The following is a 23,597-nucleotide window of genomic DNA, read 5'->3' on the forward strand; positions in this document are numbered from 1 at the left end:
GGTAGGTTTCCCTCGTGCCCGAGCCCGTTACCCCGCCGCCCCTGCCCGTGACCTGGCGTCCCAGCCGGGGCCGGATCGTGCCCTATGTCTTCGCCGCGCTGGTCGTGGCGGGGGCGGTCCTCATGGCGATCTTCATCGCCGACCCGTTCAAGCTGCCCGACCGGGTGGCGATCGTGGGCTTCGGCCTGGCGGTGGCGTACGTGCTCCACCTGCTGGGCCGGGTCCGGGTGGAGGCCGACGAGAAGGGCCTGACGATCGTCAACGCCCTGCGCGTCCACCGCTACACCTGGCCCGAGGTCATCGACGTGACCCTGCTGGTGGGCGACCCGTGGCCGAAGATCGACTTCTCCGACGGCCGGACGATCGGCGCCATGGGCATCCAGGGCTCGGAGAAGGCCCGCGCCCGCCGGGCCACGGCCGAGCTGGCCGCGCTGATCCGCGAACGCGGCGAGGCCGCCGAGTCCGGCGCCTGAAACCTGGCGCCTGAAACCCGGCGATGAAGGCGAGCCGATATCGCCGGACCGGGGTGGCGACGTAGCCTGAAGGCGTGCTGCGGCGGACAATCAGGGCAATGGACATCGAGTCGCCGGACAAGCTCACCGAGCTGCTTGACCGGCACGACTACCTGGCCGACCGAGGGCTGGCCACGGCCGCCTTCCTGGCGCTGCGGATGGGACGCCCGCTGTTCCTCGAAGGGGAGGCGGGCGTCGGCAAGACCGAGCTGGCCAAGACCCTGGCGACGCTGCTGAAGGCCCCGCTCATCCGGCTGCAGTGCTACGAGGGCCTCGACGCGTCCCAGGCCCTGTACGACTGGGACTTCGCCCGCCAGCTCCTCCACCTCAAGGCCGCCGAGGCCGCCGGGATCACCGACGCCGCCCGGCTGGAGGGGGAGATCTACGACCGCCGTTTCCTGATCGCCCGTCCGCTGCTGAAGGCCGTGGAGACCCAGCCGAGCGTGTTGCTGGTGGACGAGATCGACCGGGCCGACGACGAGTTCGAGGCGTTCCTGCTCGAAGTGCTCTCCGACTTCACCGTCTCCATCCCCGAGCTGGGCACGATCAGGGCGAAGACGCCCCCGGTGGTCGTGGTGACCTCCAACCGCACCCGCGAGGTGCACGACGCGCTCAAGCGGCGCTGCCTCTACCACTGGCTGGAGCACCCGAGCTTCGACCGCGAGGTCGCGATCCTGCTGCGCCGCCTGCCCGGCTGCACCGAGGAGCTGGCCCTGCAGGTCGCGAAGGCGGCCGAGCGGCTGCGGCGGGCGGACCTGGTCAAGCCGCCGGGCGTGGCCGAGACGCTCGACTGGACCGAGGCGCTGCTGACGCTCGGGGCCAGGGAGCTCGACCCCGACCTGGCCGCCGCCACGCTGGGCGCGGCGCTGAAGTACCGCGAGGACGTCGCCGCCGTCCTGGGGAACGGGCTGCTGTCGCATGGATGAGCTGGTCCGGACCGTGACGGGCTTCGTCAGGACGTTGCGCGCGGCCGGGGTGGACGCCGACCACGAACGTACGCGGAGCCTGTTCCAGGCCCTCGGCCACCTCGACGTCGAGGACCGGGACGAGGTCTACTGGGCCGGCCGGCTCACCCTGTGCGCCACACCCGACGACCTGCCCCGCTACGACCGCTGCTTCGCCGCGTACTTCGGGGGGCGGCGGGCGACGGCGGCCCGTACCGGGACGACCAGCGTCACCAGGCACCCGGTGGCCGGCGACGGCGGCGGCACGGAAGAAGGCGAGGACGGCACGGCCCCGGCCACGGCCAGCCGCGCCGAGGTGCTGCGCCACCGGGACGTGGCCCGGCTCACCGAGGCCGAACGGGCCGAGGTGCACCGCATGCTGGCCCTGCTCAGGAACGGCCGGGCCGCGCGCCGCTCACGCCGTTTCGAGCAGGCCCACCGGGGCGGGCTGGACCGGCGTCGCACGGTGCGCGAGGCGCTGCGGACCGGCGAGGTGGCCCGGCTCCGGCGCCGGCGGCACACGACCAGGCCCCGGCGGGTGGTGCTGTTCGTGGACGTCAGCGGCTCGATGGCGCCCTACGCCGAGACCCTGCTGCGCTTCGCCCACGCGCTGGTCAGGAGCGAGCCGCGGGCCACGAGGGTCTACTCGGTCGGCACCCGGCTCACCGAGGTCACCGCCGGGCTGCGCCACCGCGACCCCGGCACGGCGCTGAACGAGGTGTCGGCGGCCATCCCCGACTGGAGCGGAGGAACCAGGCTCGGTGAGGAGTTCAAGGAGTACCTGACCCGGCACAGCGCCCGGGGGGCGATCGTGGTCATCGCCTCCGACGGCTGGGAACGGGGTGACCCCGCGCTGCTGGGCGCCCAGCTCGCCAGGCTGGCCCGGCAGGCGTACCGGCTCATCTGGGTCAATCCGCACAAGGGGTATGAGGACTACCAGCCGCTGACCGGGGGGATGCGGGCTGCCCTGCCGTACCTGGACGACCTGGTGGCCGGGCACAGTCTGGCCGCCTACGAGGAACTCAGCGAAAGGCTCGCCCATGCGTGACGTGCTCCCGGAGATCATGCGGTGGTGGAGGTCGGGGCTCAGGTTCGGGCTGGCGACCGTGGTGAGCACGTTCAGCAGCGCGCCGCGCCCGCCGGGGGCGGCGATGGCGGTGCGCGGTGACGAGGTGGTGGGCAGCGTCTCCGGCGGATGCGTCGAGGGCGCGGTCTTCGAGCTGGCCTCCGAGGCCGACACGCCCGTCCTGCAGCGCTACGGGGTCAGCGACGACGACGCCTTCGCCGTCGGCCTGACCTGCGGCGGCATCATCGACATCCTGGTCGAGCCGGTCTCCATCGAGACCTTCCCCGAGCTGGGCGAGATCGCGGCGTCGGTCGAGGCCCACCACCCGGTCGCCGTCGCCACGATCGTCTCCGGGCCCGGCACGATGGGCGCCCGCCGGATCGTCTGGCCCGACCGCTCCTCGGGCACCCTGGGCCTCGACCGCCTCGACGAGGCCGTGGACGACGACGCCCGCGGCATGCTCGCCCAGGGCCTGACCGGCATCAGGCACTACGGCGGCCGCGGCGAGCGGCGGCTGGACGACCTGTCGGTGTTCGTCCAGTCGTTCGCGCCGCCGCCGCGCATGCTGGTGTTCGGCGCGATCGACTTCGCCGCGGCCGTCGCCCGGGTGGGCAAGTTCCTCGGCTACCACGTCACCGTCTGCGACGCGCGGCCGGTCTTCGCCACCGCCAAGCGCTTCCCGGAGGCCGACGAGGTGGTGGTCAAGTGGCCGCACGACTACCTGGCCTCGGTGCAGGTGGACGAGCGCACGGTGATCTGCGTGCTGACCCACGACCCCAAGTTCGACGTCCCGCTGCTGGAGGTGGCCCTGCGGACGCGGGCGGGCTACATCGGCGCCATGGGCTCGCGCCGTACGCACGAGGACCGGCTGGCCCGCCTGCGCGAGTCCGGGCTCACCGAGGCCGAGCTGGCCCGGCTGAGATCGCCGATCGGCCTCGACCTGGGCGCCCGCACCCCGGAGGAGACGGCCGTGTCGATCGCCGCCGAGCTGATCCAGCTCCGGTGGGGCGGCTCGGGCCGGCCGCTGTCGCAGACCGGCGGGCGCATCCACGGGGAGTCCTCGTGATCGCCGGGCTGCTGCTCGCCGCGGGGGAGGGCGCCCGGCTGGGCACGCCCAAGGCGCTCGTGGAGTTCGGCGGCGAACGGCTGGTCGACCGCGGGGTGCGGCTGCTGGAGGAGGGCGGCTGCCATCCGGTGGTGGTCGTGCTCGGCGCGGCCACGGCGCAGGTGCGCGGGGCGGTCAGCGTGCGCAACCCGGACTGGCGCACCGGTATGGGCTCCTCGCTGCGGACCGGGCTGGCCGCGCTGCCGCCGGAGGCCGAGGCCGTGGTGGTCGCGCTGGTGGACCAGCCCCTCGTACGGGCCGGCGCGGTGCGGGCCCTGGCGGAGTCGGGGGCCGGGCTGGCGGTGGCCACGTACGGCGGGCGGCGGGCGAACCCGGTGCTGATCGCCCGCGAGCACTTCGCCGGGGTGGCGGAGCTGGCGGTGGGCGACGTGGGGGCGCGGGCGTTCATGAAGGCGCACCCCGAGCTGGTCACCGAGGTCGCCTGCGACGAGCACGGCGACCCGGCCGACATCGACACGCCGCAGGACCTGGACCTGCTGAAAGACCGCTAGACGCGCGGCAGGACCCGGACCTGCTGGAAGGCCGTCAGAAGCGCAGGGAGGCGATGGCGGCGCGGTGGTCGCTGCCGGTGGCCGGCGCCACGCCCGCCTTGGTCGCCGTCATGCCCCTGAACAGGATGTGGTCGGGACGGGTGATCGGGAACTCGGCCGGCCAGGTGAAGCCGAACCCGTCGCCGGCCACGCTCTGGGCATCGGTCAGCGGCGGGGTCAGCCCGCGCATGCCCCGGTCGGTGGTGGCGGTGTTGAGGTCGCCGAGCAGCAGGACGCGCTTGCTGGGGTCGGCGTCGACGAGTTTGCGGGCGTGGGTCAGGGAGGCGTCGCGGGAGGCGGTGTGGCCGGGCCTGGCCGAGGCCAGGTGCATGACGTAGACGGTGACCTTGCCCTTGGGGGTGCTGACCACCGCGCGCAGCGCCCGCGGCCAGCCCATGCCGACGTCGAGCGGGCTGGTCTCGCTGAGCGGGTAGCGGCTCCACAGACCGACCGTGCTGACCGGGTAGTGGTAGCGGAACATCTTGTTGAGCTGCTTGGCCGCGGGCCCGCCGGGGGTCAGCTCCTGCGCGGCCAGCAGGTCGAGGTCTTCGGCGATGGCCTTGACCGCCTCGCCGGACGCGCTGTTGCGCACGCCGACGTTGACCGTGCCGACGGCCAGGTCGCTGGGGCCGCCGGGCGACGTGGCCAGCAGCGTCGAGCCGAACATCGCCGCCCACACCAGGCCGGGCGCCAGCGCCGCGAGCGCGGCCGCCCTCGACCGCGCCAGGACGGCGAGCAGCAGCAGCAGCGGAACCGCCAGCCCCATCCACGGGAGCAGGCTCTCCAGGACGGGCGTGAACCCGCCGAGCGCCGGGATCAGCGAATGCCCCGCCAGGGCCAGGGCGACCGCTGCGGAGACGACGACGACCACCCGGCTCAGCACCCGAACCAGGCTAGTGCTTCGCCGCGCGACACGCCGACACGCTAACCTGTGGACGTCGCAACGGAACATCATTCGGTTCATCGGGAGCCCGGCATGCGCATCGGTATGGCACTCAACTACTCGGGCGGTTTCAAGGAGACGGTCGCCGAGCTGGCCGACTACGAGAAGGCGGGCCTCGACATCGTCTTCGTGGCCGAGGCGTACAGCTTCGACGCCGTCAGCCAGATGGGGTACATCGCGGCCAAGACCGAGCGGGTGCAGATCGCCTCGGGCATCCTGCCGATCTACTCCCGCACGCCGACGCTGCTCGCCATGACCGCCGCGGGCATGGACTTCGTCTCCGACGGGCGCTTCACGCTGGGCATCGGGACGTCGGGCCCGCAGGTCATCGAGGGGTTCCACGGGGTGCCGTACACCGCGCCGATCGGGCGTACCCGGGAGGTCATCGAGATCTGCCGCAAGGTGTGGCGGCGCGAGCGGCTGGAGCACGCCGGCCGCAACTACAACGTGCCGCTGCCCGCCGGGGAGGGCGCCGGCCTGGGCAAGCCGCTGAAGATCATCAACCACCCGGTGCGCCCGCGCATCCCGATCGTGGTCGCCGCCATCGGCCCCAAGAACGTGGAGATGACCGCCGAGCTGGCCGAGGGCTGGGAGCCGATCTTCTACTACCCGGAGAAGGCCGCGCAGGTGTGGGGCCCGTCGCTGGCCGCGGGCAAGGCCAGGCGCGACCCCGAGCTGGGCGAGCTGGACGTGATCGCCCAGGCGACGCTGGCCATCGGCGACGACGCGGCCGGGCTGCGCGAGTTCGGCCGGCCGATGGCGGCCCTGTACATCGGCGGCATGGGCGCCAAGGGCAAGAACTTCTACAACGACCTGGCCAGGCGCTACGGCTACGAGAAGGAGGCCGAGCAGATCCAGGACCTCTACCTGGAGGGCAAGAAGGACGAGGCCGCCGCGCTGGTCCCGGCCGAGCTGCTGGAGAACATGTCGCTGATCGGCAGCGAGGGCTTCGTGCGCGACCGGATCGCGGCGCTGAAGGAGTCGGGGGTGACGACGCTCAACGTCGCGCCGCTCGGCCGTACGCACGAGGAGCGTGTCCGCCTGCTGGAGAAGGTCAAGGAGCTGGTCGCCTGATCCTCCGGGCTCCGGAAGGGGTGTGACGCACATCACAATGCCGAGCGGGAATATGCCCCGTTTCGCACGGTGTTGTACGTCCTCGTGAGGTTCTCTGTGGTTATCGTGCGGCTCGTCGAGCGTCTGCACGTGGATCTGTGCCGTCTGCACGGATCCCTCTGTCGCTGATCAGCGCGTCCCCGGACCCCCCTTCCTCACCTGCGTGCCCACCTTCGCTGTGGCATGCCTGACTTCCGGAGCCTTCCTCCCGTGAAGAGATTCACCTTCTCCCTTCAGCTTCTGCTCGGCCTCGCGGCCGGCATCGCCCTGGGGTTCGTCGCCAAGATCTGGGACGTGGCCTGGCTGGCCGAGACGCTGACCCAGGTCGGCAAGCTCTTCGTCCAGCTGCTCAAGCTGGCCGTGCCGCCGCTGGTGTTCACCGCCGTGCTGGTCAGCGTGGCCAACCTGCGCAACGTCAACGGCGCGGCCCGCCTGGCCTCCAAGACCCTGCTCTGGTTCCTGATCACCGCTTTCATCTCCGTCGCCTTCGCGATCGCGCTCGGCCTGATCATCAACCCGGGTCAGGGCGTCACCCTCGACACCGGCGCCGCCAAGGCCGTCGACATGGAGGGCGCCGGCACCTGGCTCGACTTCGTCACCGGCATCCTGCCCACCAACATCGTCACGGCCTTCACCGAGGTGAACGTCCTCCAGATCGTCTTCCTGGGTGTCGTCCTCGGCGCGGCGGCCCTGGCCGTGGGGGAGAAGGCGGAGCCGTTCCTCAACCTCAGCCGTTCGGTGCTCGAACTGGTGCAGAAGGCCCTGTGGTGGGTCATCCGCCTGGCCCCGATCGGCACCGCCGGCCTCATCGGCAAGGCCGTGTCCACCTACGGCTGGGACCTGCTGGCCCCGCTGGCCAAGTTCAGCGTCGGCGTGTACATCGGTTGCTTCATCGTCCTGCTGGCCGTCTACCCGACGCTGCTGGCGGTCTGGGGCAAGGTCAACCCGATCACGTTCTTCCGTAACGCCTGGCCCGCCATCGAGCTGGCCTTCGTCTCCCGTTCCTCGGTCGGCACGCTGCCCCTGACCCAGCGCGTCACCGTCGAGCGCAACGGCGTGGACCGCGACTACGCCTCCTTCGCGGTGCCCTTCGGCGCCACCACCAAGATGGACGGCTGCGCCTCGGTCTACCCGGCGCTCGCCGCGATCTTCGTGGCCCAGGTGTTCGGCGTGCACCTCGGCGTGGGGGACTACCTGCTGATCGCGTTCGTCTCGGTTGTCGGCTCGGCCGCCACCGCGGGCCTGACCGGCGCGATCGTCATGCTGACGCTCACGCTCAGCACGCTGGGCCTGCCGCTGGAAGGCGTCGGCCTGCTGCTCGCCATCGACCCGATCCTCGACATGATCCGCACCGCGACCAACGTCGCGGGCCAGATGGTCGTCCCGGTCCTGGTGGCCCGCTCGGAGGGCCGCCTGGACGAGGCGGTGTTCAACGCGCCGCCGCAGCCGCTCGACGACGCCCCCGCCGCGGTCCGCCCGTCGCGCGGCCCGGAGCCCGCGACGGCCTGACCGACGTCGCTTCGAGGGCGGGTGGCCGTACGGCCGCCCGCCCTCAGTCGTAGGTCAGCAGGTCTCCCGGCTGGCAGCCGAGGGCCTCGCACAGCCGGGTCAAGGTGGAGAAGCGGATGGCCTTGGCGTGGCCGTTCTTGAGTATCGACAGGTTCACGACGGTGATCTCGACCTGGTGCGACAGCTCGGTGAGCGTCATGCCGCGCTGGGCGAGCAGTTCGTCCAGGCGTACCCGGATGGTGCCTTCGGGCATCAGATCGTGGCCTCGACCTCGTCGAGCAGGACCACGCCCCGGCGGACGATCTCCGAGACCCCGAGCGCGCACAGGCCCGCGACGAGCCCTGCGAGCGGCGCGTCCGGCCGCAGGACGAAGGCCGGGCCGGTCGTCAGCAGCATGCCGGACAGTATGGCCTGCGCCGCCGTGCCGAGCACGGCCGACACGAGCGAACCGATGATCAGGATCCAGCCCAGCCGGCGCAGGTGTCCGGCCGTCACGGCGGAGAACAGCGCCCGGTCGCCCGACCGCGCCCTGCGCAACGCGCGGACCACGGTGTACAGCGAGAGCAGCCCGGTCGCCGTGGGCGGCGCCCAATGCAGGAGGTAGAGCAGGGCCGCCGCGGGCGAGGGTCCCCGCGGGCGGAGGGTCACGTCCGCCGCGGCACTGACGATCTCCACCCCCGGGACGGGGGCCACGGGCGGCGTGACGCCGGCGACGCGCAGCGGGACGCCGATGCCGTTGGCCGTGCCGAACACGGCGATCAGGACGGTGGCGCCCAGGGCGGTGAGCGCGCCCAGGCAGCCGAGGACGAGGCCGATGCTCAGCACGACCTCAAGCCGATGGATCCACTTCGTTGCCATAACGATAATCGTAAATAACGATATTCGTTATGTCGAGGGTGGCCGGCGCTGTGTGGCGCGGGGTGTGAAGTGTGGATCATGGGGCGGCGGGGGCCGGAGGGCCCTATGGTTGGTCGGAAATAACCCACTTTTCGAGTTTTTGGCGGGGATATGTCCGACGCTACGCCTTCGATGGTCGCCGACCGGTACCGGCTTGACGAGCTCATCGGCAGCGGTCCGATGGGTGAGGTGTGGCGGGCCTACGACACCCGCGCCGACTGGGTCGTGGCCGTGAAGATCCTGGGCGCGGGGGCGGCCGGCGAGGCCGCCAGGGAGGCGCTGAAGCAGCACGCCCAGGCGGTGGCCAGGGTGATCCACCCCAACGTGGCCATGGTCCTCGACGTGGGCGACCAGGACGGCGCCCCCTTCCTCGTGACCGAGTTCCTCACCGGGACCAGCCTGGGTGAGGACCTGGCGGCCGAGGGGCCCCTGCGGATCGTCGAGGTCTGCGACCTGGTCGGCCAGGCCGCCGCCGGGCTGGACGCCGCCCACCGCGCCGGGGTCTTCCACGGGCAGATCGACTCCGGCAGCTTCCGGCGGGCGGCCAGCGGGGTGCTGAAGGTCGTCGGGTTCGGGCTTCCGGACGAGGAGCCGTCCCAGGCCGAACGCCGCTACCTGGCCCCCGAACGGGCCTCCGGCCGTCCCGCCACGGCCGCCGCCGACCTGTACGCCCTCGGCGCCGTCTGCTACGAACTCCTCTGCGGCCGCCCGCCCGGTTCCACCCCTGACCTGCCGGTAACCGGCGTGCGCGCCCTCCCCGGCCAGACCCCCGGAACCACGGGCCCCGGCAGCGCGGCCCCCGGAAGCACGACCCCCGGGACTGCGGGTCCCGAGACTGCGGGCCCTGGAAGCGCGGCGCCTGGAAGCGCGGCGCCTGGAAACGCGGCGGCTGGAAACGCGGCACCTGGGAATGCGGGTCCTGGGGGTGCGGGTCCCGGGAGTGGCGGGCACGGCGTCGTCCCGCCCAGTGCGCTCCGGCCCGAGATCCCCGCCGAGCTGGACCGGCTCGTCCTCGCCATGCTCGCGCCCGACCCCGCCAGGCGTCCCTCCGGCGGCGAGGCCATCCGCCGGGCCCTGGCCGCCATCGCCCGCCCCGGCGCGGCCCCGGGCGCGGCCCCCGCTGCCGGAAGCGCCGCCGGAAGCCCTGTCGGCGCCCCGGCCGGCGCGCAGGCGGGACGGCCGGGCGACACCCAGGTGTACGACTTCAACGGCGTCCCGCGCGCCGGCGACACCGCCGTCTACGAGTCCGCCGACCTGGACCCCGCACCTCCGCGCACCGGCAACAAGCTGCTGGTCCAGATGGGGATCGCCGTCGCGGTCATCGCCGTCGTGACCGTCGGCATGGTGATGTGGCTGGGCTCCGGCAAGGAGACCCCGGCGGCCGAGCCGAGCGCGAGCACGTCGCCCACGGCCGTCCTGTCCCCGGCCATCACCTTCACCGCCGGCCCGGCCCCCGAGGAGCCCGACCCCACGCCCACCGACCTCACCCCGGGCGACATCGCCACCGGCCTGGTCCAGACCGTCGGCCCCAAGACGACCCTGAGCGCCGACCGGCCCCCGGCGGGCGGCTGGGACTACTGGCTGATCAAGTTCGACCAGACGCTGACCTCCCAGGAGGAGATCGGCGACATCGACCCCAAGGTCGCCGAGAAGGCCCACGACAAGCTCAGGAAGGCCGCCAGGAAGCTCCAGGAGGGCCAGTTCAAGCCCGCCCGCAACCAGATCGCCGACGTCTACGAGGACCTGCGCCACGCCCAGAGGAAGGGCGAGGCTCCCTCGTCAGGCCCGCTCGCCTCGTTCCTGAACGACTTCGCCCTCAACTGACCACCCGACCGCCCACACCCGACCAAGCCCTCCCCGACCGGGCCCTCCCCGCCTGGGCTCTCCCGGCCGGGCTCTCCCGAGCGGGCTCCTGATCGGGTTCCAGGCCGGGGTGGGGGAGGGGCGGGGGCGCGCGTACATTGGCGGGATGACCATCGACTACCCGGCGCGCCGCGCACGCCTGGCCGCGGCGCTGCCGGCGCACGAGGTGCCCGCGCTCCTCGTCACCTCCCCCGTCAACGTCCGCTACCTCACCGGGCTGGTCAGCTCGAACGCGGCCGTCCTGGTCAGGGCCGACGGCTCGGCGCTGCTGGCGACCGACAACCGCTACATCGACATGACCCGCGCCCTGGACGTCACCGCGGTCGAGGCCCCCGACGTGGCCGGCAGGCTCGCCGAGCCGGGCGCGGGCATCGAGGCCGCCGCCATGAGCGTGGCCACCTTCCGCCGCCTGAACGCGGGTCTGAACGCGGGCGGAGGCGAGGGCGGGGGCCTGGTGCCGCTCGGCCCGCTGGTCGAGGAGCTGCGCGCGGTCAAGGACGAGGCGGAGCTGGAGCTCATCCGCACCGCCTGCGCCCTGACCGACCAGGCCTTCGCCGACGTGCTCCCGCTGATCGCGCCGGGCCTCACCGAACGCGCCGTGGCCCGCCTGCTCGACAACCGCATGACCGAGCTGGGCGCCGACAAGCCCGCGTTCGACACGATCGTCGCCGCCGGCGAGAACGGCGCGATCCCGCACCACGCCCCCACCGACCGCGAGCTGCGCGCCGGCGACCTGGTCACCATGGACTTCGGCGCCCGATACCACGGCTACCACGCCGACATGACCAGGACGGTCTGCCTCGGCGAGCCCGCGGACTGGCAGCGCGACCTCTACGACCTGGTCAGACGCGCCCAGCGGGCCGGCCGCCACGCCCTGACCCCGGGAGCCGAGGCCAAGGACGTCGACGCCGCCGCCCGCGGCCTGATCGCGGCCGCCGGGCACGGCGACCACTTCCGGCACGGCCTGGGCCACGGCGTCGGCCTGGAGATCCACGAGGACCCGTTCCTGGGCCCCTCCAGGACCGGTAGACTAGAGGATCGAGTTCCGATCACCGTCGAGCCGGGGATCTACCTCCCCGAGCGGGGCGGGGTTCGCATCGAGGACACCCTCGTGACACGTGAGGGCGGTCCGGAACTTTTCACCAAGACGACCAAGGAGCTGCTCGTCCTTTAGAGCGGCCACACGCGGGAGAGAACGAGTGGCGACGACCAACGACCTCAAGAACGGCATGGTGCTGAAGCTCGAGGGCGGTGAGCTCTGGAGCGTTGTCGAGTTCCAGCACGTCAAGCCGGGCAAGGGCGGCGCGTTCGTGCGTACCAAGCTCAAGAACGTGCTCTCCGGCAAGGTCGTCGACAAGACCTTCAACGCCGGCGTGAAGGTCGACGTGGCCAACGTCGACAAGCGCGAGATGCAGTACTCCTACAAGGACGGCGACGACTTCGTGTTCATGGACACCGAGACCTACGACATGGTCAACGTGCCCGCCCGCACCGTCGGCACCGCCGCCAACTACATGCTGGAGAACACCCTCGCCACGATCGCCTTCAACGAGGGCTCCGCGCTCTACGTCGACCTGGCCGCCGCCGTCGAGCTGACGATCTCCAACACCGAGCCCGGCCTGCAGGGCGACCGCTCGACCGGCGGCACCAAGCCCGCCACGCTGGAGACCGGCGCCGAGATCAAGGTGCCGCTGTTCATCACGACCGGCGAGAAGGTCAAGGTCGACACCCGTAGCGGCGAATACCTCGGCCGGGCCTGAGGTGTCTGCACGCGGCAAAGCACGCAGGCGCGCCCTTGACATTCTCTTCGAGGCCGAGCTGCGCTCGGAGGACCCGCTGCGGATCCTCGCCGAGCGCGTGGAGCGGCAGGAGCCGCCGGTCAACGAGTACACCTCGACCATCGTCGAGGGCGTCGCCCGCCACCACGCCCGCATCGACGAGCTGATCACCACCTACTCCGAGGGCTGGACGCTCGACCGCATGCCCGCGGTCGACCGCAACCTGCTGCGCGGTGGCACGTACGAGCTGCTGTGGGTGCCCGACGTGCCGGAGGGCGTGGTCATCAGCGAGTGGGTGCACCTGGCGGGTGAGCTGTCGACCGACGAGTCGCCGCAGTTCATCAACGGGCTGCTGGCCCGGTTCAAGCAACTCAAGCCAAGCCTCACCCTTTAGACAAAGGCCGCGAAGGCCGTTTTGAGGTACGTTCCACTCACGCGGCCCGTACGGCTCGCGAGAGACGAGGGAAGGCGCGCCGTCGTGGGGTCGGGCCGCCTTCCGGGCGAGGCCCCCGGCCTGTCCGCGGGCCCCGAGCCGGTCCGGGGAAGTGGCGCGTCACCAGCCGCGACGCGCCCTTTTCCGGCCCCCGTCCGCCCGTGGCAGCACGAGCTGATCGCCGCCGCCGCCCCCGGCACGTTCTTCACCACGTCCCACTACGACGGGCACGCCGCGGTGCTGGTGCGCCTGGCGGCCGTGGCGGCCGGCGAGCTGGCCGAGCTGCTGACCGACGCCTGGCGGCTGAGGGCGCCCAAGAGGGTGGCGGCGGCGTTCGACGGTCAGGTCCGGCCTGCGGGCGACGGCGCGTACGGCGTAGGCTGGGCCCGTCCGCACAGGGCGAGGGCCGCCCGCGGAGGAGAGAGAGGCGAGCCGACGTTGCGAGCAGAAGGCGTCACCACGAAGACCCCGGCGGTGCGCACCGCCGTCGTCTGGGGCGCGTTGCGCTCGGTGCTGGCCGAGCGGGCCCAGGCCGTCGGCCGTGACGCGCTCGACATCGTCGACGCCGGCGGGGGCACCGGAGGGTTCGCCGTGCCGCTGGCCGAGCTGGGCCACACCGTCACCGTCGTCGACCCCAGCCCCGACTCGCTGGCCGCGCTGGAGCGCCGGGCCAAGGAGAAGGGCGTGGGCGTGCGCGGCCTGCAGGGCGACACCGCCGACCTCGGCGACCTGCTCGACCGCGACAGCGCCGACCTGGTCCTGTGCCACAGTGTCCTGGAGTACGTCGACGACCCGACCGCCGCGCTGGCCGCCGTGGCCGGGCTGCTGCGTCCGGGCGGCGCCGTCAGCGTCCTGGCCGCCAACCCCGTCGCCAGCGCGATCCACCGGGCGCTGGCCGGGCAGTTCGACGAGGCGAGGGCCGTCCTGGCCGACCCGCGCGGCACGTGGGGCGACCGCGACCCCACGCCCAGGCGCTTCACCGCCGAGACCCTGTCGCAGCTGCTGACCGCCACGGGCTTCACCGTCGGCGCGGTCCACGGGGTGCGGGTCTTCGCCGACCTGGTGCCCAGCAGGCTCGTCGACGGCGAGCCCGGCGCGGCCGACGCGCTCGTGGCTCTGGAGCAGGCCGCCGCCGTCCACCCCGTGCTGCGGGACGTCGCCACGCAGGTGCACGTCCTCGGCCGCCGCCCCTAGTCTGGAACGTCTGTTCGGATAGACTCGACGGCGTGTCCCGCAAGCAGATCACAGGCATCGGCCCCGCGCCGCGGACCGGGGCCGATGACAGCGGCTGCCCGATTCTCCATGTCGACATGGATGCCTTCTTCGCCAGCGTCGAGTTGCTCGACCGGCCGGAGCTGCGGGGCCGCCCGGTGATCGTCGGCTCGCCGGCCGGGCGCGGCGTCGTGCTCAGCGCCACCTACGAGGCCAGGGCCGTCGGCGTCCACTCGGCGATGCCGATGAGCCGGGCGCGCCGGCTGTGCCCGCAGGCCACGATCATCCCGCCCAGCCACGGCAAGTACTCCGAGGTCTCCCGGGGCGTCATGGAGATCTTCCACTCGATCACCCCGCTGGTCGAGCCGATCGCCTCCGACGAGGCGTTCCTCGACGTCGGCGGCGCCCGGCGGCGGCTCGGCCCGCCCGCGGCGATCGCCGCCATGATCAGGGAACAGGTCCTCGACCGCTACGGCATCACCTGCTCGGTGGGGGTGGCCGGCAGCAAATTCGTGGCAAAGCTGGCCTCCAAGCAGTGCAAGCCCGACGGGTTGCTGGTGGTGCCCGAGGGCGAGGTGGTCGACTTCCTCCATCCGCTGCCGGTCTCGGCGCTGTGGGGCGTGGGGGAGCGTACCGAGCAGTCCCTCGTACGGCTCGGCATCCGCACGGTCGGCGACCTGGCCAGGGTGCCCCTGAACACGCTCCAGCGCGAGCTCGGGCAGGCCGTCGGCGGCCACCTGGCGACGCTGGCCTGGGGGCGCGACGAGCGTCCGGTGACCGCGCACGTGCCCGACAAGAGCATCGGCAACGAGGAGACCTTCGCGGCCGACGTCGACGACCCCGAGGTGATCCGGCGCGAGCTGTTGCGCCTGGCCGAGCGCGTGGCGGCCCGCATGCGTAAGGGCGGACACGTGGGCAGAACTGTGAGTGTGAAACTGCGCCGGGCCGATTTCACCACGATCACCAGGTCGCGCACCCTGCGGGAGCCGACCGACGTGGCCCAGGTGATCTACGCCACCGCCTGCGAGCTGTTCGAGGCCGCCGGTCTCCAGCGCGTGCGCCTGCGCCTGGTCGGGGTCCGGATGGAGAACCTCCGCCCGGCCGGCGAGGCCACCCACCAACTCGGTCTGGGCGAGCGCGAGACCGGCTGGCGCGAGGCCGAACAGGCGATGGACAAGGCGATCCGGAGATTTGGGCCCGATGCGGTGCTCCCGGCGTCGCTGGTACGTGGCAAGCTTGATGAAATAGAGACATGACGCCCATGTCCTACTTGATCGGTCAGTCGGGTAGGAGAAGGATGTCGCGATTTTGGGGAGAGGGGTGAGAGATGGTCCACAATGGAGCCATGACGTCACCTCCGGTTTGGTCTGCGTTGGACGTTTGCTTTCGCCTACGTCTACAGCCTCGTATTCTGGGGATAACCGACCGCGAGGTTCGGACACCCCGTGTCGTCCGTTGCCGTCTTCCCCGTCCTGGGGCTGTCCTTGGGAGGCGCCGTGCCGCTCTCTGAGCACGAGCAGCGCTTGCTCGACCAGATCGAGCAGGCCCTCTACGCCGAGGACCCGAAGTGGGCCAACACCGTACGGATCAGTGACCCGCGCAGCCATTACAAGCGTCGCCTGATCAAAGCCTCCATCGGCTTTGCCCTCGGCGTCGTCATCATGATGGTCGGCGTGGTCATGAGTCAGATCCCGCTCGGCGTCGGCGGTTTCGTGGTCATGCTCGCCGCGTGTCTGTGGGGTCTGTCCAGCTGGAAGCGCATGAACGGATTCGGCGACTCCCCGCCGGCTCCGGGCGCGGGCGCCCCGGGCAGGCAGCCCCGGCGCGCCAACCGGGGCACCTTCATGGAGCGCATGGAGGAGCGCTGGCGCCGTCGTCACGACGAGCGCTGATCGCCTCCGCGAACCTCCGGGCACAGACGAACGTGCGGCCGTTCCCCTTCCGGGGAGCGACCGCACGTCCGGTCCTGGACGAGCGGTTCAAGCGCCCTTCGACGCCGCCGTCCGCCGCAGCCTGATGTTCTCCAGCAGGTCGAACCCGTCGAGCAGGCGCTCGCCCAGCGCCCGCAGCCGCCGCAGCGTCGAGGGCGGCAGCAGCACCGCCCGGATCCGCCGTCCCCGCGACACCGTCGCCGCCAGGGCCTGCCGCACCTTGCGCAGGTCCTTTCTCATGGGCCCGATCGTGCCCGGGTCCCTGGCGAACAGCACCCGCTCGACCGTCGTCGCGATGGCCGTCATGGCCGCCGTCGAGTCGGCGTCGAACTCGTACTGCTCGCTCAGCCGCCTGGCCAGCGCCCTCGGGGTCTCGCTGACGCCGCGGGCCATGCCGTAGTCGTGGAGCACGTCGTCCAGTTCGGCCCACACGGCCGCGATCGACGGGTGGTGAGCGGTCGCGATCCTGGCCGTCAGATCGTCGGCCGGTCGCGAGACCTTCCAGCCCAGTGCGCGCACCCGCCGGTTCCTGGTGAGCAGCCGCAGCGCCGCCGGGACGAGCAGGAGCAGCAGCAGCGCGCCCGCGCCGATGCCGATCTTGCCGATCAGCGGCATCGAGTCGTCCGGCGGCAGGCCGCCCGTCGCGATCAGGCCCTCACGGTCGAGCTCGCGCGGGTTGCGCCGGGTGGAGGGGTTGATCGGGTCGTCGGCGCCGGAGTCGGTCGCCCCGCTGGTCGGCGAGGTGGACGGCGTCGTCGAGGGCGCCGGCGGGACCGTGTAGTCCGGCACCCGCGCGCTGCCCTGCCCCAGCGACCCGGACGGCGTCGGCTCGAACGGCAGCCAGCCCACACCCTCGAAGTACAGCTCGGGCCAGGAGTGGGAGTCAGCCGTCGTGACCGTCCAGTTGTCGCCCGCCTTCGTGCCGCCGGTGTAGCCGATCGCCACCCGCGACGGGATGCCGACGATCCTGGCCAGCACCGCCATCGAGGCCGCGAACTGCTCGCAGTAGCCCGTACGGTCGCGCAGCAGGAAGTCCTGGAGCGCGGAGTTGCCGTGCCCCTGCGTCCTGAGGTCGTAGCGGAAGTCGCCGTCCTTGGTGAAGAACTGCTGGAGCTTCACCGCGGCCTCGTAGCTGGAGTTGGTCTGCGCCGTCAGCGAACGCGCCAGCCGGACGATCTCCGGCGGCAGGTTGTCCGGCAGCTTCAGGTACCGCCGGTCCACGCTCGGCTGGACGCCCTCCAGCGACTCCAGCAGCTCGGGCGTGGCGGCCGGCTCGCCGGTGGCGACCTCGTACTCCAGGCCGGCGGCCTCGTCGGGGATGGAGAAGACCATCAGCGTGGCGACGTCGGCGCGCCAGTCGCCGTCCACCCGGATCTGCCGCGGCGGGTACGGAAGCGGCAGGAACTGCAGCTTCTCGATCTCGTCGCTCATCCGGATCCTGGTCACCACGTTGGTGACCTTCGTGCTCGCGCTCAGCCCGGGAGGCGGCGGCAGCGGGCCGTTCTCCGTCCTGTTGTCCGGCGAGCCCTCCGGCTTGGTCATGCCGAACTGCTGGCCGTCGAAGGTGTCCAGCGCGTAGATCCGCAGATACCTGGGCTTGTCGTCGTTGTTGTTGTAGGTGAGCACCACGCGCCGCTCGGGCAGTTCGAGCTGGCCCCTCAGGCTGGCGATCGGGTTCGCGATGCTGATCGAGTTGCCCTTGCCGCCCCCGCGTCCGCCCACGCCGAACTGGAAGAAGGAGACCGGCTCCATCACCGGCAGCGCGGCGGGCAGCAGGATGGCCAGCGCGATGGCGGCGAACCCGATGCGCTTGCCCGACAACCTCAGGCCGCTCGTGTCGGCCCTGGCGCCGTCGTTGTCCGGGCGCGGCCCGGTCGCCACCCGGGTCCGGCGGACGAGCACCGCCCGGCCCCAGTGCCCCACCCGCTCGCGGCCGTCGGCGATCAGCAGGCTGACGAAGCCGAGCGCGGCGATGATGAAGGCGGGCCAGCTGATCGGCTCGGCCAGGATCGTCGCCGGGACGGTGGCCAGCGCCAGCAGCGGCAGCCCGGCCAGCGCCGCCCGCCGCAGCCGCGCGGCGAGCAGGTCCACGGCGACGGCGATGACGCCCACGCCGCCCGCGGTCAGCAGCGTGATGCCGTCCGTGGGCGGTACGGGAGCGGCGTAGCGCTGGATGTCGGCCCAGCCGACGCCGAGCAGCCTGCCCAGCTCCCACACCGACTCCTTGGTCGGGACCACCAGCGCCCACGCCTTGCCGGAGGCGAAGACCACGGTCAGGAAGATCCACAGCGCGGCCAGCCCCACCAGCGGCGCGGCCCAGGCGGGCAGCGACAGGCGGGAGCTGAACAGCCCGGCGGCCGTCACGGCCAGCACCGCGCCGAGGGACGTCCAGAACCAGGCGCCGCCCTGGAAGAGCGGATAGAGCAGGATCGCCGCGGCGAACGCGGCCACGCCCGAGGCGCCCGTCAGCCTCATGCCGCACCTCCCGTGGGGTTGAGCGCGTACCTGCCACGGTTGGCGGCGTCCGGCCAGACCGAGGCGATGGAGGTGCCGGCGGGCAGGCGGACGATCCGCCAGCCGTAGCCGGCCAGCACGCCCTGCACGGCGTCGAAGTTCTCGTGCGAGCCCCGGCCGGCGCCCTCCCAGGTGCCGGCGTCCAGCAGGACCGCGACGCCGGTGACGCCGCTGTGCCGTAACCGGGCCAATTCCCTGGCCTCCTCGGGGTCGAGCGCGCCGAGCACGGCCACGATCAGGCCGTCGCCGCCGCCCTGGCGCAGGGCCGAGACGCCCATCTCCAGCGAGCGGGCCGAGCTGTGCCGCACCACGGCGAGCGTGTCGAGCAGCGAGTGGCTGAGCCCCTGGTCCGTCAGGTGCTCGGCGCCCTGGTCGGTGACCAGCCGCAGGCCCAGCCCCTCGTGGGCGAGGTGCACGCCGATCGAGGCCGCGGCCGAGACCGCCACCTCGAAGGAGGAACGCGGGCCCTCGCCGCGGTGGGCGTGCCTGCGGGTGTCGAGCAGGAGCGCGCCGCGGCTCTGCCACTGCTGCTCCTCGCGGCGCACCATCAGCTCGCCGTACCGGGCGGTCGAGCGCCAGTGCACCCGGCGCAGGTCGTCGCCCTGCCGGTACTCGCGCGGCGCCACGTCGTCGTCGCCCGCGGCGGCCACGCTCCTGGTACGGCTGTCGCCACCGCCCGTCCACTCGCCCGACAGCCGTACGTGCGGCAACGCCACGACCTGCGGCGTCACCACGAGCGTGTCGCTGATCGTGAACGCCCGGGTCAGCTCCACCAGCCCGAACGGGTCGGCGATGCGCACCGACAGCGGCCCGATCGTGTACCTGCCGCGCAGGTCGGACCGGACCCGGTAGTCGATCTCGCGCACGCCCTTGGACTCGACCCGGTCGAGCACGAACCGCGGCCGCACGCCCAGCGCGTACGGCACGGTGTCCTCGATCAGCAGCAGCCCGGTCGGCAGCCTGGTCACGTTCTCCAGGCGCAACGTCACCGTGGCCTCCCCGCCCACCTCCGCCCGGGGCGGGTCCAGCCTCCGCGCGCAGCTCAGCCGGTACCTGGTACGTGCCACCACCAGCGCAGCCAGCAGCGGCAGCGCGGTGACCAGCACGCCGATCCTGAACAGGTCGTTCTCGCCCAGGAGCAGGGCCATCAGCAGCGCCGCGATCCCCGAGGCCAGGAACGACCTGCCGCGGGAGGTCAGCGCCCGCAGTCCGGCCCTCACGACGCTCGCGTCTCCGGCACCGGCACACGCCTGACGAGGTCGGTCACCACCTGCTCGGGCAGGCGGCGCTGGCCCTGGGCCTCGACGCTGGGCAGCAGCCGGTGCGCGAGCACGGGCACCGCCAGGTCCTGGAGGTCGTCGGGGATGACGTAGTCGCGCCCGGCCAGCGCCGCGTGCGCCCTGGCCGCGCGGACGAGCTGCAGCGTGGACCGGGGCGAGGCGCCCAGCCGCAGGTCGGGGGAGTGGCGGGTGGCCACGACGAGGTCGATGGCGTACTTCTTGACCGGCTGCGAGACGTACACGCCGCGCACGGCCTCGATCAGGGCGCGCACCTCGGCGGTCGTGGCGACCGGCTCCAGCTTGTCCAGCGGCGAGGTGCTGCCGTGCACATCGAGCATCTCCAGCTCGGCCGTCGGCTCCGGGTAGCCCATGGCGACCCTGGCGGTGAACCGGTCGCGCTGGGCCTCGGGGAGGGGATAGGTGCCCTCCATCTCGATGGGGTTCTGGGTGGCGATCACCATGAAGGGGGCGTCAAGGGGGTACGTCACGCCGTCCACCGTGACCTGGTGCTCCTCCATGCACTCCAGCAACGCCGACTGGGTCTTGGGCGAGGCGCGGTTGATCTCGTCGCCCACGACGATGTTGGCGAACACCGGGCCGGGCTTGAACTCGAACTCACGCGTCTGCTGGTTGTAGGCGCTGACGCCGGTGATGTCACTGGGCAACAGGTCGGGCGTGAACTGCACGCGGCGCACCGGGCAGTCGATGGACCGCGCCAGCGCCTTGGCGAGCATCGTCTTGCCGACGCCCGGCACGTCCTCGATCAAAAGGTGGCCTTCGGCGAGCAGGACGGTCAGCGTGAGGCGGACGGCGTCGCTCTTTCCCTCGATCACCGACTCGATGGCCTGCCGGATGCGGTGGGCGGTGGAGACCAGCTCGTCGAGCTGGGGAGGGACGTCATGGGTTAGTGCCACCAGGCCTCCATAGTGCGACGGCTGTCCCGCACTGTGCCATTACGGGAGCCATGCCATTCCTTTTCCATTGTCTGTACGACCCTACGACGCTGTGGGTTCTTCAGCGACATTTGTGGATATTCCAGGAGACCTCGCTGATGTTCCTGTTCTTGTCGCATAGCAGTGCGAATCCCGTGACACTGTCCCCCTCGGCCGCCCCACTTTCCTCCACCCGGCCTTCGCGTCCGCTCGCGAGCCCCTATACCGCCGGACTTCGCAACCCTCGACACGCCCATGAGGGTTGCGCCGCCCCCCTGGCGCCCCCCACCCCGCTCCACCGCTCTGACCTGCGGTAACGCAACGGAAACGAATGGCGAAGACGGTTCAGATCAGTTGACGGTGGGGAGAAGTGGAGTATGGTGGTGCGCAGTGGAGGGCCCGGTGCGCCAGCGCTGAGCGCTTCGCTGAGGCACGGGAGGTGGCGCCGATGTTCCTCGGCACCCACCAACCGCGTCTTGACGACAAGGGACGGCTGTTCCTGCCGGCTAAGTACCGTGAGGAGCTGGCGGAGGGTCTTGTGATCACCAAAGGCCAGGAGCGATGCCTCTACGTCTTTCCAGTAGAGGAGTTCCAGCGCATTACCGAGGCTCTCAGCACCGCCCCGGTCACCGCCAAGGCGGTGCGTGACTACAGCCGCGTCTTCTTCGCCAGCGCGTCCGACGAGAAACCAGACAAGCAGGGACGCATCACGATCCCGCAGAGCCTGCGTCAATACGCCGGCCTCGACCGTGACTGCGTCGTCATCGGGGCCAACACCCGCCTGGAGATCTGGGACTCGCAGGCTTGGGACACCTATCTCAACGCGCAGGAGCAGGCGTTCGCCGATCTGTCGGAGGAGGTGCTGCCAGGGATCTTGTAGTGACCACGGTCGATCCGTCGGTGAGGTCGTTCGGCGAGGTCTCCACCCGCAACCACTGTCCGTCAACTGATGCACCTTCCCCGGTGTCAGAGGACGGACTCCACGAAGAGGGTGCGGATGGGGACCTGGCCGGACGGCGCCGGGTGGGGACCCAGGAATGACTGACGATTGACCGAATACGCGTCATCCGCGAGCAGGACGCGAGAGGGGGGTTGGAGATGGACGACAACGTAGGCACGAGCGGTCACGTTCCGGTGATGCTCGACCGCGTGCTGGAACTGCTGGGCCCGGCGCTGGCGGGGCCGGAGCCGGTCGTCGTCGACGCCAACCTCGGGCTGGGCGGCCACTCCGAGGCCCTGCTCGCCACCTTCCCCAAGCTGCACCTCATCGGGATCGACCGCGACCCGTTCGCGATCGACTTCTCCACCCGCAGGCTCGCCCCCTACGCCGGGCGCACCACGCTGGTCCACGCCTCCTCCGGCGACCTGGCGCAGATCGTCGCCGACGCCGGGCGTCCCGCCCTCGACGGCGTGCTGTTCGACCTCGGGGTCTCCTCGCCGCAGCTCGACGAGGCCGAGCGCGGCTTCGCCTACTCCTACGACGCCCCGCTCGACATGCGCATGGACACCGAGCAGGAGCTGACGGCCGAGCGCGTGGTCAACACCTATCCGGGCGCTGACCTGGTACGAATCCTGCGCGACTACGGCGAGGAACGTTTCGCGCCAAGGGTCGCGGGGCTTATCGTCAAGGAACGCGCCAAGGAGCCCATCACCTCCACCAAAAGACTTGCCGACATCGTGCGCGACGCGATCCCCGCGGCGACCAGGCGCACCGGCGGCAACCCCGCCAAGAGGACTTTCCAGGCGCTGCGCATCGAGGTCAACGCGGAGCTGTCCGCCCTGGAGGCGGCGCTGCCCGCGGCACTCGACGCGCTGGTGCTGGGTGGGCGGGTCGTCGTGCTCTCCTACCACTCCCTTGAGGACCGGCTCACCAAGCAGGCCCTCACGGCGCGAACCAAGGACACCAGCCCGCCGGGGCTGCCTGTCCCGCTACCGGCACACCAGCCGAGGTTCCGCCTGCTGACGAGGGGAGCCGAGCTCCCCAGCGATGAAGAGCTCGCCCGCAATCCGCGGGCGGCCTCGGCCCGGCTACGGGCGGCAGAGAGGATCCGCGTTGACGATTGAGCAGGAGACCGGCCGGGTCACGCCCGTCCGCCGTGCCGTGCCCAAGCCGGGCACGCGCAGGCCGGGCGCCTCGCACCAGACCAAGCCGCGGCCGCGTCCTGACACCGACGTCCGGCGGCCGGCCGCCGCGCGCCCCGGCGAGCCCGCCGCGTCCGCGCGCCGTCCCGCCGCGCGGCGACCCTCGACCAAGCGGCAGCGGGCGCCGTTCGTGCTGCTCGTCGTCGGATTGATGTGCGGTGGGCTGGTGAGCCTGCTGCTGCTCAACATCATGCTCAACCGCGACGCCATCACCGACGCCAAGCTGCGCGAGGAGATCGCGGCCGCCCAGCAGGAGAAGGAAGCGCTCCGGCTGGAGTACGAGCGCAAGATGCAGCCCCAGAACCTCGCGGACCGCGCCGAGGCGCAGGGCTACCACCTGGACAAGAACCTGCGGCCCTGGGACAAGGGCGAGCCGAGTGTCCCGGCGGTCCCGGAGCGGTGAGGGATTCAGGCGGCAGGGGACAGGGTCCCGGCCGCGGCGCAGGCGGCGCCGGCTCTCCTGGAGGGCCCGGCGCCGCTCGTCGTACGCCGGGCGGTCCGGGGCGGGCAGGGCGAGGAGGCTCTGCCCGTTCCGAGGGGGCGGGCCGCCCGGCGTCGCCGGACGACCCGCCGCGCAAGCGACCTCCGGACCCGTTCGACCTGCCGTTCGACGACGACCTGAGGGGGCGCCGGCCCCAGGACCCCGGCGACGACGCGCGAGACAGCGCCCGCCGCGACTCCGCGGGCGGCTCCCGCGGCCGGCAGCGCCGCGACGACGGCGACCGCGCGCGGCCCCGCGACGACGACGAGGGCACACGCTCGCGCCGCGACCCGGGCGACGGCCCCCGCCGCCGACCCCGCGACGACTCCGGCGGCTCCCGTGGCCGCGCCGCCTCCCAGGGGCGCGACGACGACGACCGCCCGCGCGGGCG

Annotated in this window: 23 protein-coding genes; 17 read left to right on the forward strand and 6 right to left on the reverse strand. The window is 72.1% G+C overall.

Annotated features, from left to right (window positions below; genetic code table 11):
* The first annotated feature begins 14 nt into the window (after window positions 1-14).
* From ABZ815_RS34360 to ABZ815_RS34380, 5 genes are all read left to right on the forward strand, one after another.
* Window positions 15-473 (forward strand): PH domain-containing protein, encoded by a 459-nt coding sequence (locus tag ABZ815_RS34360; RefSeq protein ID WP_357705360.1) that lies wholly within the window; start codon window positions 15-17, stop codon window positions 471-473.
* A 98-nt stretch (window positions 474-571) separates the two neighbouring features.
* Entirely contained in the window at window positions 572-1,438 is an 867-nt protein-coding gene (locus tag ABZ815_RS34365) for a MoxR family ATPase (RefSeq protein ID WP_357705361.1), read from the forward strand.
* Window positions 1,431-2,504 (forward strand): VWA domain-containing protein, encoded by a 1,074-nt coding sequence (locus ABZ815_RS34370; RefSeq protein WP_357705362.1) that lies wholly within the window; start codon window positions 1,431-1,433, stop codon window positions 2,502-2,504. The genes ABZ815_RS34365 and ABZ815_RS34370 overlap by 8 nt, the downstream gene beginning before the upstream one ends.
* On the forward strand, window positions 2,497-3,588 hold the full coding sequence (locus ABZ815_RS34375) for an XdhC/CoxI family protein (RefSeq protein WP_357705363.1): 1,092 nt from the start codon (window positions 2,497-2,499) through the stop codon (window positions 3,586-3,588). The genes ABZ815_RS34370 and ABZ815_RS34375 overlap by 8 nt, the downstream gene beginning before the upstream one ends.
* Entirely contained in the window at window positions 3,585-4,139 is a 555-nt protein-coding gene (locus ABZ815_RS34380; protein WP_357705364.1) for a nucleotidyltransferase family protein, read from the forward strand. Before ABZ815_RS34375 ends, ABZ815_RS34380 begins: the two co-directional genes overlap by 4 nt.
* Before the next feature lie 34 nt (window positions 4,140-4,173).
* Here ABZ815_RS34380 and ABZ815_RS34385 read toward each other — a convergent pair whose 3' ends face one another.
* Window positions 4,174-5,061 (reverse strand): endonuclease/exonuclease/phosphatase family protein, encoded by an 888-nt coding sequence (locus ABZ815_RS34385; RefSeq protein WP_357705365.1) that lies wholly within the window; start codon window positions 5,059-5,061, stop codon window positions 4,174-4,176.
* A 93-nt stretch (window positions 5,062-5,154) separates the two neighbouring features.
* Between ABZ815_RS34385 and ABZ815_RS34390 the strand changes: the two genes are divergently transcribed.
* Together ABZ815_RS34390 and ABZ815_RS34395 are read left to right on the forward strand one after the other, a co-directional pair.
* Window positions 5,155-6,195, forward strand: a complete 1,041-nt coding sequence (locus tag ABZ815_RS34390) for an LLM class F420-dependent oxidoreductase (protein WP_357705366.1) — start codon at window positions 5,155-5,157, stop codon at window positions 6,193-6,195.
* Between the two features lie 249 nt (window positions 6,196-6,444).
* Entirely contained in the window at window positions 6,445-7,743 is a 1,299-nt protein-coding gene (locus ABZ815_RS34395) for a dicarboxylate/amino acid:cation symporter (RefSeq protein WP_357705367.1), read from the forward strand.
* Between the two features lie 43 nt (window positions 7,744-7,786).
* Here the strand turns inward: ABZ815_RS34395 and ABZ815_RS34400 are convergent, their stop codons facing one another.
* Both ABZ815_RS34400 and ABZ815_RS34405 read right to left on the reverse strand, forming a co-directional pair.
* On the reverse strand, window positions 7,787-7,996 hold the full coding sequence (locus ABZ815_RS34400; RefSeq protein WP_357705368.1) for a helix-turn-helix transcriptional regulator: 210 nt from the start codon (window positions 7,994-7,996) through the stop codon (window positions 7,787-7,789).
* Window positions 7,996-8,601 (reverse strand): DUF2975 domain-containing protein, encoded by a 606-nt coding sequence (locus ABZ815_RS34405; RefSeq protein WP_357705369.1) that lies wholly within the window; start codon window positions 8,599-8,601, stop codon window positions 7,996-7,998. Before ABZ815_RS34405 ends, ABZ815_RS34400 begins: the two co-directional genes overlap by 1 nt.
* Before the next feature lie 150 nt (window positions 8,602-8,751).
* Between ABZ815_RS34405 and ABZ815_RS34410 the strand changes: the two genes are divergently transcribed.
* From ABZ815_RS34410 to ABZ815_RS34440, 7 genes are all read left to right on the forward strand, one after another.
* Window positions 8,752-10,464, forward strand: a complete 1,713-nt coding sequence (locus ABZ815_RS34410) for a serine/threonine-protein kinase (RefSeq protein ID WP_357705370.1) — start codon at window positions 8,752-8,754, stop codon at window positions 10,462-10,464.
* A 145-nt stretch (window positions 10,465-10,609) separates the two neighbouring features.
* A complete protein-coding gene (locus tag ABZ815_RS34415; RefSeq protein ID WP_357705371.1) occupies window positions 10,610-11,677 on the forward strand; it encodes an aminopeptidase P family protein in 1,068 nt (355 codons plus the stop codon).
* A 25-nt stretch (window positions 11,678-11,702) separates the two neighbouring features.
* Window positions 11,703-12,263 (forward strand): elongation factor P, encoded by a 561-nt coding sequence (gene efp / locus ABZ815_RS34420; RefSeq protein WP_357705372.1) that lies wholly within the window; start codon window positions 11,703-11,705, stop codon window positions 12,261-12,263.
* Window position 12,264: 1 nt separating this feature from the next.
* The gene (nusB, locus tag ABZ815_RS34425; RefSeq protein ID WP_357705373.1) at window positions 12,265-12,675 is read left to right on the forward strand and encodes a transcription antitermination factor NusB; all 411 of its coding nucleotides are present in this window, start codon (window positions 12,265-12,267) and stop codon (window positions 12,673-12,675) included.
* Window positions 12,676-13,152: 477 nt separating this feature from the next.
* Window positions 13,153-13,908, forward strand: coding sequence for a methyltransferase domain-containing protein (locus ABZ815_RS34430; protein WP_357705420.1), 756 nt, complete (start codon window positions 13,153-13,155; stop codon window positions 13,906-13,908).
* Window positions 13,909-13,940: 32 nt separating this feature from the next.
* Window positions 13,941-15,182 (forward strand): DNA polymerase IV, encoded by a 1,242-nt coding sequence (gene dinB, locus ABZ815_RS34435; protein ID WP_357705374.1) that lies wholly within the window; start codon window positions 13,941-13,943, stop codon window positions 15,180-15,182.
* A 240-nt stretch (window positions 15,183-15,422) separates the two neighbouring features.
* Window positions 15,423-15,818, forward strand: coding sequence for a DUF3040 domain-containing protein (locus tag ABZ815_RS34440; RefSeq protein ID WP_357705375.1), 396 nt, complete (start codon window positions 15,423-15,425; stop codon window positions 15,816-15,818).
* Between the two features lie 87 nt (window positions 15,819-15,905).
* On the opposite strand, the gene ABZ815_RS34445 is transcribed toward ABZ815_RS34440, so the two are convergent.
* Genes ABZ815_RS34445 through ABZ815_RS34455 form a run of 3 tightly spaced genes read right to left on the reverse strand, consistent with a single transcriptional unit; the run spans window position 15,906 to window position 20,565 of the window.
* Window positions 15,906-18,332 carry a DUF3488 and transglutaminase-like domain-containing protein gene (locus ABZ815_RS34445; protein WP_357705376.1) on the reverse strand — a complete coding sequence of 809 codons (2,427 nt, stop codon included), beginning with the start codon at window positions 18,330-18,332 and terminating at the stop codon, window positions 15,906-15,908.
* Window positions 18,329-19,591: a DUF58 domain-containing protein gene (locus tag ABZ815_RS34450; protein ID WP_357705377.1), complete on the reverse strand. Its 1,263-nt coding sequence runs from the start codon at window positions 19,589-19,591 to the stop codon at window positions 18,329-18,331. The genes ABZ815_RS34445 and ABZ815_RS34450 overlap by 4 nt, the downstream gene beginning before the upstream one ends.
* Complete coding sequence (locus ABZ815_RS34455) at window positions 19,588-20,565, reverse strand: MoxR family ATPase (protein ID WP_352326975.1); 978 nt, start codon at window positions 20,563-20,565, stop codon at window positions 19,588-19,590. The genes ABZ815_RS34450 and ABZ815_RS34455 overlap by 4 nt, the downstream gene beginning before the upstream one ends.
* Before the next feature lie 466 nt (window positions 20,566-21,031).
* Here ABZ815_RS34455 and mraZ point away from each other — a divergent pair, with 466 nt between their 5' ends.
* The 3 genes from mraZ to ABZ815_RS34470 all read left to right on the forward strand — a co-directional run bounded on the left by mraZ (window position 21,032) and on the right by ABZ815_RS34470 (window position 23,128).
* Window positions 21,032-21,463 (forward strand): division/cell wall cluster transcriptional repressor MraZ, encoded by a 432-nt coding sequence (gene mraZ, locus ABZ815_RS34460; RefSeq protein ID WP_357705378.1) that lies wholly within the window; start codon window positions 21,032-21,034, stop codon window positions 21,461-21,463.
* Between the two features lie 218 nt (window positions 21,464-21,681).
* Window positions 21,682-22,647, forward strand: a complete 966-nt coding sequence (rsmH, locus tag ABZ815_RS34465) for a 16S rRNA (cytosine(1402)-N(4))-methyltransferase RsmH (protein ID WP_357705379.1) — start codon at window positions 21,682-21,684, stop codon at window positions 22,645-22,647.
* Window positions 22,637-23,128, forward strand: a complete 492-nt coding sequence (locus ABZ815_RS34470) for a hypothetical protein (RefSeq protein ID WP_357705380.1) — start codon at window positions 22,637-22,639, stop codon at window positions 23,126-23,128. The genes rsmH and ABZ815_RS34470 overlap by 11 nt, the downstream gene beginning before the upstream one ends.
* The last annotated feature ends 469 nt before the right edge of the window (window positions 23,129-23,597 follow it).

Origin of the sequence: Nonomuraea sp. NPDC047529, from assembly GCF_040642995.1 — a bacterium.
Lineage (GTDB): Bacteria > Actinomycetota > Actinomycetes > Streptosporangiales > Streptosporangiaceae > Nonomuraea.